The 1,569-nt window shown below is 64.1% G+C and carries 1 protein-coding gene and 1 pseudogene; both read left to right on the top strand.

The window, feature by feature from the left end; translation table 11 throughout:
• Positions 1-181, top strand: a pseudogene (locus ACMO6A_RS01465) (50S ribosomal protein L1); the annotation flags it as partial.
• Between the two features lie 241 nt (positions 182-422).
• Positions 423-1,397, top strand: coding sequence for an SPFH domain-containing protein (locus ACMO6A_RS01460; RefSeq protein WP_009306284.1), 975 nt, complete (start codon positions 423-425; stop codon positions 1,395-1,397).
• Positions 1,398-1,569: the final 172 nt, after the last annotated feature.

Raw genomic sequence — 1,569 nt, 5'->3', positions numbered from 1 at the left:
CTTCACCGCCGAGCAGCTGGCCGAGAACTACGGCGCCGTGTACGACGAGATCCTCCGTATGAAGCCGGCCGCCGCGAAGGGCAAGTACGTGAAGTCCATCACGGTGTCCTCCACGATGAGCCCCGGCGTGAAGGTCGATCCGTCCGTGAACCGCAACTACACGGAGCCCGCCGCTGAATAAGCGCACGAGCACGAACCATGAAAAGGAGCCGAGAGGCTCCTTTTCTTTTGCATCATGAACGAACAAATGTTTCATGTGAAACACTCTGAGACGCCTATGCTCGACGGGGAGGAAGGCGATGCGGAGCCCTTCGCCCCCACGCTTCCTATAACGATCTCAATGTGATATCATATTCGTATCACCTCGCTGAGGTGGCGGGCGAGCGCATGGGGCGCGGAGCCTGAGAGAGAAAGGGATCATCATGTCCGTCGAGAAGACCGTTCATGCAAGGAGCGGCTGGCCGATGCTGGCGCTTCTGCTCGCCGTCGTCGCGCTGTGCGTCGCGTTGATCGTGACGGGGGCGACCATGGCTCCGCCCGATGATGCGCCTATCACGACCGCGACGCAAACGCTCGGCATTGCGCTGCTGGTGGCGGGCATCGTCGCCGTATGCGTGGCGCCCGTCCTGCTGCTGATGGGCTTCTTCACCATCCAGCCGAACCAGGCGCGCGTGCTCATCCTGTTCGGCGACTACAAGGGCACCGTGCGCGACGAAGGTTTCCACTGGGCCAACCCGTTCTACTCCCGCAACGCCGGCTCCACGGTCGACGTGGCCACGGGCAAGCCCATCGCGAAGTCCACGAAGGTCTCGCTGCGCGCCCGCACGTACAACGGCGAGCACCTCAAGGTGAACGACAAGTGCGGCAACCCCATCGAGATCGCCGACGTCATCGTGTGGCGCGTCGAGAACACGGCGAAAGCGCTGTTCGACGTGGACGACTACAACACCTACGTGCATACGCAAAGCGAGACGGCGCTGCGTCATGTGGCCACCACGTACGCCTATGACCAGATGCCCGGCGAGCCCGAAGACGAGATCACGCTGCGCAGCAACATCGAGGAGGTGTCCGAGGCGCTCAAGGAAGAGTTGGCGGTGCGCCTGGAGAAGGCCGGCGTGGTCATCGACGACGCGCGCCTCACGCACCTGGCGTACGCGCCGGAGATCGCCCAGGCGATGCTGCGCCGCCAGCAGGCCGAAGCCGTCATCGCCGCCCGCGAGAAGATCGTGCAGGGCGCGGTGAGCATGGTGGACATGGCGCTGGCCGAGCTGTCGGCGAAGAACGTGGTAGACTTGGACGACGAGCGCAAGGCCGCCATGGTGTCGAACCTCATGGTGGTGCTCTGCGGCGAGTCCGACGCGCAGCCCGTGCTGAACACGGGAACGCTGTACCAGTAGGAAGGAACGCTGCGGCGCGGCGCCACGCGCCGTGCCGCAGCTTCGGTGGCAAGCTATGGCGAAGCGAAAACAGTATCCCCTGCGCATCGATTCGGAGGTGTGGGCCGGCATCGAACGGTGGGCCGCCGACGATTTGCGCAGCGTGAACGCCCAGGTGGAGTTCATCCTGCGC

This window comes from Eggerthella sp. (assembly GCF_048329335.1).
GTDB classification, from domain to species: domain Bacteria; phylum Actinomycetota; class Coriobacteriia; order Coriobacteriales; family Eggerthellaceae; genus Eggerthella; species Eggerthella lenta.
This window is presented reverse-complemented; position numbering and strand designations above follow the sequence as displayed.